This is a genomic window from Phenylobacterium sp. (assembly GCF_019636135.1).
GTDB lineage: Bacteria > Pseudomonadota > Alphaproteobacteria > Caulobacterales > Caulobacteraceae > Phenylobacterium.
Map to the genome: position 1 here is coordinate 25,823 of NZ_JAHBYD010000041.1, position 6,429 is coordinate 32,251.

Consider the following 6,429-nt stretch of genomic DNA (forward strand, 5'->3'; position numbering starts at 1 on the left):
CCCGGATACGTACCGGTCAGGGGGCCAGGCCATGTCCAGAACCTCGACGAAAGCCGCGCCGCCGAAGGCTGCCGCCGCGCCGAAGGCCGCCGAGCGCATCCTGGCCACGGCCAGCGAACTCTTCTACCGCGAAGGCGCCCGGGCCGTCGGCGTCGACGAGATCGTCGTCCGCGCCGGCACCACCAAGCCCAGCCTCTACCGCGCCTTCGAATCCAAGGACCACCTGATCGCGGCCTACCTGGAGGGCCGGAGCGCGGACGCCTGGTCCTGGTTCGAGAAGGCGGCCGCCGCGCATCCGGGCGACCCCAGGGCGCAGGTCCTCGACTACATCGACGCGCTCTCGGGCCGCGCGCTGAAGGGCGGCTACCGCGGCTGCGGCCTCAGCAACGCGGCGATCGAGTATCCCGAGGCCGGCCACCCCGGCCGCAAGGTCTCGGTGAAGCACAAGGAGAAGCTGCGCGAACGCCTGCGCGACCTCACCCGGGCCATGGGGGCGAGGAAGCCCAGGAAGCTGGCCGACTCGCTCCTGCTGATCATCGAGGGCGTCCACGTCACCAGCCAGCTTTTCGGCGCGGAGGGGCCGGCGGCCGCGGCCCGGGGTGCTGCGGAGACGCTCATCGACGCCCATATGAGGGGCCATGTGTAAGCCCATTCCGCTGGCCACGATCGGCTACGAGAGCGCCCCGCAGGCCAGGGTCATCGACGAGCTGAAGAAGGCCGGCGTCGAGGTGCTGATCGATGTGCGCGCGGTCGCCGCCTCGCGCCGCGCCGGCTTCTCCAAGGGCCTGCTGTCGTCGAGCCTGAACGACGCCGGCATCGACTACGTCCACCTGCGCGAGCTCGGCACGCCGAAGGAGGGCCGGATGGCCGCCCGCCGGGGCAGGACCGCCGAGATGCGCGAGATCTTCGAGGCCCACCTGGCCGAACCGGCCGCCCAGCTCCAGCTCGCCCAGGCCATCGAGATCGCCAGGGGCCGCAAGGCCGCCCTGCTCTGCTACGAGGCCGACCATCGCGGCTGCCACCGCGCGATCGTCTGCGAGCACATGCGGGAGGCGGCCGACTTCGCCGTCGAGAACCTCCACCCGACCACGCTCTAGGAAGCCGGGGCCCGATCGTCCGGAACCGCGGATTGCACGGATCGGAAGGTCGGGCGCGGGATCAGATCTCCAGCTCGGCGCCGGCGATGTCGCAGCCGGCCATGCGCGCGCCGTCCATCTCGGCTTCCAGGAAGCGCGCCCGCGGGGCCGACGCGCCGCGCAGGTCGGCCCCGCGCAGCGAGGCGCGGCTGAAGTCGGTGCGGACGAAGCGGTTGTCGCCGATGGCCAGCGGCCCCATCTTCGCGCCGCGCAGGTCGGCCCGCGCAAGCTGGGCGTGGGTGAAGCGCGCCCCGCGCAGGTCGGCCTCGCGCAGGTTGGCGCCGCGGAAGTCGCAACCCGACAGGTCCGCGCCCTGGAGCTGCGCGCCCTCCAGGTCCATGCCGAAGAAGATCGAGTTGGGCGCCGAGAGCCCCGAGAGCCGGCGGCGCTTCAGCGACTTCAGCGGCCGGAAGTCGACCTCGTTGAGCTTCATCACCGCACCCTGGCGGCCGTTGGTGTCGCAGAAGGCCTCGTGCTCGGCCACGACCTCGGTCAGCGACTTGTCGTCGACGTAGAAGATCGGCGGCGGCGCGCGCAGCACGCCCGTCAGGTCGCAGTCGTCCAGCCGCGCCTGGTTCAGGTTCACGCCGTTCAGCACCGCGCGCTTCATCGAGGCGCCGGTGAGGTCGGCGCCGCCCAGGTCCGCGCCCGACAGGTCGGCGCCGTCCAGCACCGCGCGCATCAGCTTGGCCCCCACCAGCACCGCGCCCGACAGGTTCGCGTCGGTGAAGTCGCTGCTCATGGCGACCGCGCCGCTCATCTGCGCGCCGGCCAGGTTCGCGCCCGACAGCACGGCGAAGTTCAGCTCGCCCGGCCGGTGCTCGTGGCGCAGGATGCGGAAGCCGTCCAGCTTGTCCTGGAGCGCGATGCGGCCCTCGCGCAGGTCGCAGCCGGCGAGCTCGGCGCCCGCCAGGTTCGCGCCGCGCATGCAGGCGCCGCGCAGGTCGGCCCGCTTCAGGTTCACGTGCCGCATGTCGGCTTCGCGCAGGTCGGCGCCGAACAGGATCGCCCGGGAGAGGTTCGAGCGCGCCAGGGTCGCGCCGGCCAGCCGCGCGCCCGTCAGGTCGGCGTCGCGCAGGTCGACGCCCTCGAGGCTGCAGTTGGCGAGGTCCGCATAGTGCAGCGCCAGCCGCCGTCCGCCCGACCGTCCGGCCAGGTAGCGCTGGTGGGCCTCGAGCGCCTCGCGCAGGGCGTGGACGTCGAGCGCCGTGTGATGCTGTTGGGGTACGGACGACATGGAGCGCTTTTCGCGTTCACCATGGCGCGGCCGCTTTAAGGATGGGTTTCGCGACGTCCTTTATGAAACCTTGAGCGCAACCTTGGGTCGCTCAGAGCCAGCCGCGCTTCCTGAGCCAGACCACCGGCGGCGCTGTCCCCGCCCGGTCCGGTGACCGCGCGTCGGGCGGAGCGTCAACCGCAGAGGCTCACCTGTTGTCGGGACGCGTCGCCGCGGCGATCAGGGCGGCGATGCGGTCGGTCTGGTCCGCGGCCTGGCTCAGCACGCTCATCGGGCCCTGGCCCGGACGCACCGCGCTGGCCATCTGGCTGGCGGCCGACTGGGCCACGGCGATCGCGCCGTTCTGGAAGCGGGTCACGCCCGAGGCGGCCAGCATGCGCGCCGAGGCGTCGGGATAGATGAAGCCGTGGGTGGCGTAGGTCGAGCCACCCAGGTCGCGGTTCGGATCGTACCAGACCTTCACCTCGCTCCAGTCGCCCTGCGGCGAGACGTCGATGATGGTGACGTCCTTCTCCACCTTGCCGCGCGAGCCTTCGATGGGGCTCCAGTTGGCGTGGGTGATCTGGATCACGCGGTCGGTCAGCACCTGGCTGACCACGGCCACGTGGCCGAGGCGCATGCGCTGGGTGGGCTTGAAGCAGAGCACCGCGCCCGCCTTGGGCGAGAAGCCGGTCTCGTACTTGCCGGCGGCCTGCTGCCACCAGGTCCACGCGTCGCCGAAGATCTGGATGCCGGAAATCAGGCGCGCGAACGGAACGCACTGCCAATAGGTATCGGCGGTCGCTCCGCCGGGGGCGAAGGCGACGAACGCCGCGGCGGCCATGGCGCCCAGAAGGGCCCGCGTCCGTTTAAGCATCTGATCGGTGACTCCCCGACACTCCCAGGCGAAGGGGTAACCGTATCCGGCTTGAGTGAAAAGAGGGTTTACGCCGCGCGGCGAGCGGTCGCAGGTGAATTATCCACAGGATGGCTCAGGCATGTGGACGCCCCAGGCCCGCCGTCAGCGAGCACATCTGCGAATTCGCAAAGTCAAATCCCGACGTTCAAGAAAACTATTGGCGAACATTCCCGTGGGAGCTCGTAATTGAGCTGTACGAACCTCGAATTCGATCGCGCGTTAACCGATGGTTTTCTTTTGATAGCTGCTTCTCACGCGTTCGTAACAAGCCGAAATAAGAGCTCGCCGCCGGTCGGCAAGGCTTGGCTGAAATTCGCGCAAGAGGAGAATTTCCGGCTTCACGAACCGTTGAACGCAGGCGCCGCTGCTCGAAAAAGCGGCGCCGCGGAGTCGCGCCCACCTCTGGTTCCGGCAAAACGAACCCCTAGATAGGACCGCAGGGGAGTTTCGGAGACCTTGATGGACATCGCCGCGCTCGTGAGCGACCCGGCCGCCTGGGCCGCGCTCGTCACCCTCATCGTGATGGAGGTGGTGCTCGGGATCGACAATCTGATCTTCATCTCGATCCTCTCGAACAAGCTGCCCGAGCATCAGCGCGCCAAGGCGCGGCGCATCGGCATCGCGCTGGCGCTGGTCATGCGGCTGGGGCTGCTCTCGACGCTCGCCTTCATCGTCGGCCTCGTCCAGCCGGTCTTCACCCTGCCCTTCGATCCGCCCGGCGACATCGACCCCGCCTTCTCCTGGCGCGACCTGATCCTGATCGCCGGCGGCCTCTTCCTGGTCTGGAAGGCCACCACCGAGATCCACGAGAAGGTCGACACCCGCGCGACCCACGGCGTGATGGACACCAAGGGCAAGGTCGTCGCCGGCCTGGGCGCGGCGATCTTCCAGATCATCCTGCTGGACCTGGTCTTCTCGATCGACTCGATCCTGACCGCCGTCGGCATGACCGACCATCTGCCGATCATGATCACCGCGGTGGTCACCACGGTCGCGATCATGCTGGTGGCCGCCGACCCGCTGGCGAACTTCATCAACAGGAACCCGACCGTGGTGATGCTGGCCCTGGGCTTCCTGCTGATGATCGGCGCGGTGCTGATCGCCGACGGCTTCGGCATGCACGTGCCCAAGGGCTACATCTACGCCGCCATGGCCTTCTCCGCCGGCGTCGAGGCCCTGAACATGCTGGCGCGGCGGCAGCGCGCGACCGTCGAGGACAAGACGCTGCACTGAGCCTTCCCTCCCTTGATGGGGAGGGACAGATCGCGAAGCGATCAGGGTGAGGAAGTGTGGGCCGGACGCCTGCGCCTGGTGGTTGGCTCATCTCCGCTCTCAGAGTTCCGGACCGGATTGCCTCACCCTGGCGCCTGCGGCGCCTGTCCCTCCCCATCAAGGGAGGGAAGAGCTCTCAAAGGAAGCTGTACGGGTCGATGTCGATGGCGACGCGGAGCTGGCCGCGCGGCTTCACCCGGGCGCGCCAGGCGGCCATGTAGGCCGAAAGGTCGACGCCGCGGTCGCAGCGGACCAGGAAGCGCTTGCGGCGGCGCCCGCGCACGAGGCCCAGCGGCGCGTCGGCGGGTCCGTAGACCTCGACGCCGGGCGTGTTGGGCGCGGCCTCGGCCATCTCGCGCACGAAGGCCTCGAGCTGGGCCGGGTCGGGCCCCGAGGCGATCACCGCCGCCAGCCGGCCGAACGGCGGCAGGCCCGCCAGCTCCCGCTCGGCCATCTCGGCGGCGACGAAGGCGTCGCGGTCCTGCGCCACCAGGGCCTGCATCACCGCGTGCTCGGGCGCGTAGGTCTGCAGCAGCGCGCGGCCGGCCCGGTCCGCCCGCCCCGCGCGCCCGGTCGCCTGGGCCAGGAGCTGGTAGGTCCGTTCGGCCGCGCGCAGGTCGCCGCCCCGCAGGCCCAGGTCGGCGTCCACCACGCCCACCAGAGTGAGCTTCGGGAAGTTGTGCCCTTTCGCCGCCGCCTGGGTCGCCACCAGGATGTCGATCTCGCCCGCCGCCATCGTCTCGACCAGCCGCCGGGCCTCGCGCGCGTCGAACGCCGTGTCCGAGGAGAAGACGGCGATCCGCGCCTCCGGGAACAGCGCGCGGGCCTCCTCCTCGACCCGCTCCACGCCCGGGCCGATGGAGACCAGGCTGTCCTTGGCCCCGCAGTGCGGGCAGGCCGCCGGCTTCGGCATCGAAAAGCCGGTCAGGTGGCAGACGAGGCGGCCGGTGTAGCGGTGCTCGACCAGCCAGGAATCCGTGTCGGGCGCGCACAGCCGCTCGCCGCAGGCCTTGCAGAGCACCAGCGGCGCATAGCCCCGGCGGTTGAGGAAGAGCAGCGTCTGCTCGCCCCGCGCCCAGGTCTCGCCCATGGCGGCGACCAGCGGCGGCGAGAGCCAGCGGCCGGCCTCGGGCGGCGTCTCGCGCAGGTCGACCAACTCGATGTCGGGCAGCCGCGCCGTCCCGTGCCGGGCGGCCAGCTTCAGCCAGCGGTATCGGCCCGTCTCGGCGTTGCGCAGGCTCTCCAGCGAGGGCGTCGCCGAGGCCAGCACCACGGCGGCGTCCTCGATCCGCCCGCGCACCACGGCCAGGTCGCGCGCATGGTAGATGAAGCCGTCCTCCTGCTTGAACGACCCGTCGTGCTCCTCGTCCACGACGATCAGCTTCAGCCGGGCGAACGGCAGGAACAGCGCCGAGCGCGCGCCCACCACGATCCGGCAGGTCCCGGCCGCCACGCCCTCCCAGACGCGGCGGCGCATCGGCGGGGCGATGTCGGAGTGCCACTCGCCGGGTTGCGCGCCGAACCGGGCCGCCACGCGCGCGATCACCGCCTGGGTGAGCGCGATCTCGGGCAGCAGGATCAGCACCTGGGCCTGCGGGTCGGCCGCCAGGGCCGCGGCGGCCGCCTCCAGGTAGACCTCGGTCTTGCCCGAGCCCGTCACCCCGTCCAGCAACGTCACGCCGAACGCGCCCAGCCCGGCGGTCATCGCCTCGGCCGCCGCCGCCTGGCTGGCGTTGAGGTCGTGGCCGTGCCGCGCCAGGTCCGGCGCGTCGAAGCGCTGCTCGGCGGTGACGTGGTCGAGCGCCAGCACGCCCTCGTCGACCAGCCCCTTCACGACGCCCGCGCCCACGCCTGCGGCCCGCGCGAGCTCGGCCGGCGGCATCGGC

6 protein-coding genes are annotated in these 6,429 nt (G+C 71.1%); 3 read left to right on the forward strand and 3 right to left on the reverse strand.

The annotated features are described in order from the left end of the window. Window positions 1-31 precede the first annotated feature (31 nt). Both KF737_RS20915 and KF737_RS20920 read left to right on the forward strand, forming a co-directional pair. Window positions 32-646, forward strand: a complete 615-nt coding sequence (locus tag KF737_RS20915) for a TetR/AcrR family transcriptional regulator (protein ID WP_296459935.1) — start codon at window positions 32-34, stop codon at window positions 644-646. Next, window positions 639-1,097, forward strand: a complete 459-nt coding sequence (locus KF737_RS20920; protein WP_296459938.1) for a DUF488 family protein — start codon at window positions 639-641, stop codon at window positions 1,095-1,097. The genes KF737_RS20915 and KF737_RS20920 overlap by 8 nt, the downstream gene beginning before the upstream one ends. A gap of 61 nt (window positions 1,098-1,158) precedes the next feature. On the opposite strand, the gene KF737_RS20925 is transcribed toward KF737_RS20920, so the two are convergent. After that, window positions 1,159-2,373 (reverse strand): pentapeptide repeat-containing protein, encoded by a 1,215-nt coding sequence (locus KF737_RS20925; RefSeq protein ID WP_296459941.1) that lies wholly within the window; start codon window positions 2,371-2,373, stop codon window positions 1,159-1,161. A 187-nt stretch (window positions 2,374-2,560) separates the two neighbouring features. After that, window positions 2,561-3,229 (reverse strand): CHAP domain-containing protein, encoded by a 669-nt coding sequence (locus KF737_RS20930; RefSeq protein WP_296459943.1) that lies wholly within the window; start codon window positions 3,227-3,229, stop codon window positions 2,561-2,563. Between the two features lie 501 nt (window positions 3,230-3,730). Here KF737_RS20930 and KF737_RS20935 point away from each other — a divergent pair. After that, on the forward strand, window positions 3,731-4,504 hold the full coding sequence (locus KF737_RS20935; RefSeq protein WP_296459947.1) for a TerC family protein: 774 nt from the start codon (window positions 3,731-3,733) through the stop codon (window positions 4,502-4,504). A gap of 175 nt (window positions 4,505-4,679) precedes the next feature. On the opposite strand, the gene KF737_RS20940 is transcribed toward KF737_RS20935, so the two are convergent. Further along, window positions 4,680-6,429 (reverse strand): primosomal protein N' (locus KF737_RS20940; protein ID WP_296459950.1); only part of this gene is annotated, 1,750 nt, incomplete at its 5' end.

Coding starts and splice junctions, on each gene's coding strand:
- KF737_RS20915 (WP_296459935.1), top strand. CDS start 32: ATGTCCAGAACCTCGACGAAAGCCGCGCCGCCGAAGGCTGCCGCCGCG.
- KF737_RS20920 (WP_296459938.1), top strand. CDS start 639: ATGTGTAAGCCCATTCCGCTGGCCACGATCGGCTACGAGAGCGCCCCG.
- KF737_RS20925 (WP_296459941.1), bottom strand. CDS start 2,373: ATGTCGTCCGTACCCCAACAGCATCACACGGCGCTCGACGTCCACGCC.
- KF737_RS20930 (WP_296459943.1), bottom strand. CDS start 3,229: ATGCTTAAACGGACGCGGGCCCTTCTGGGCGCCATGGCCGCCGCGGCG.
- KF737_RS20935 (WP_296459947.1), top strand. CDS start 3,731: ATGGACATCGCCGCGCTCGTGAGCGACCCGGCCGCCTGGGCCGCGCTC.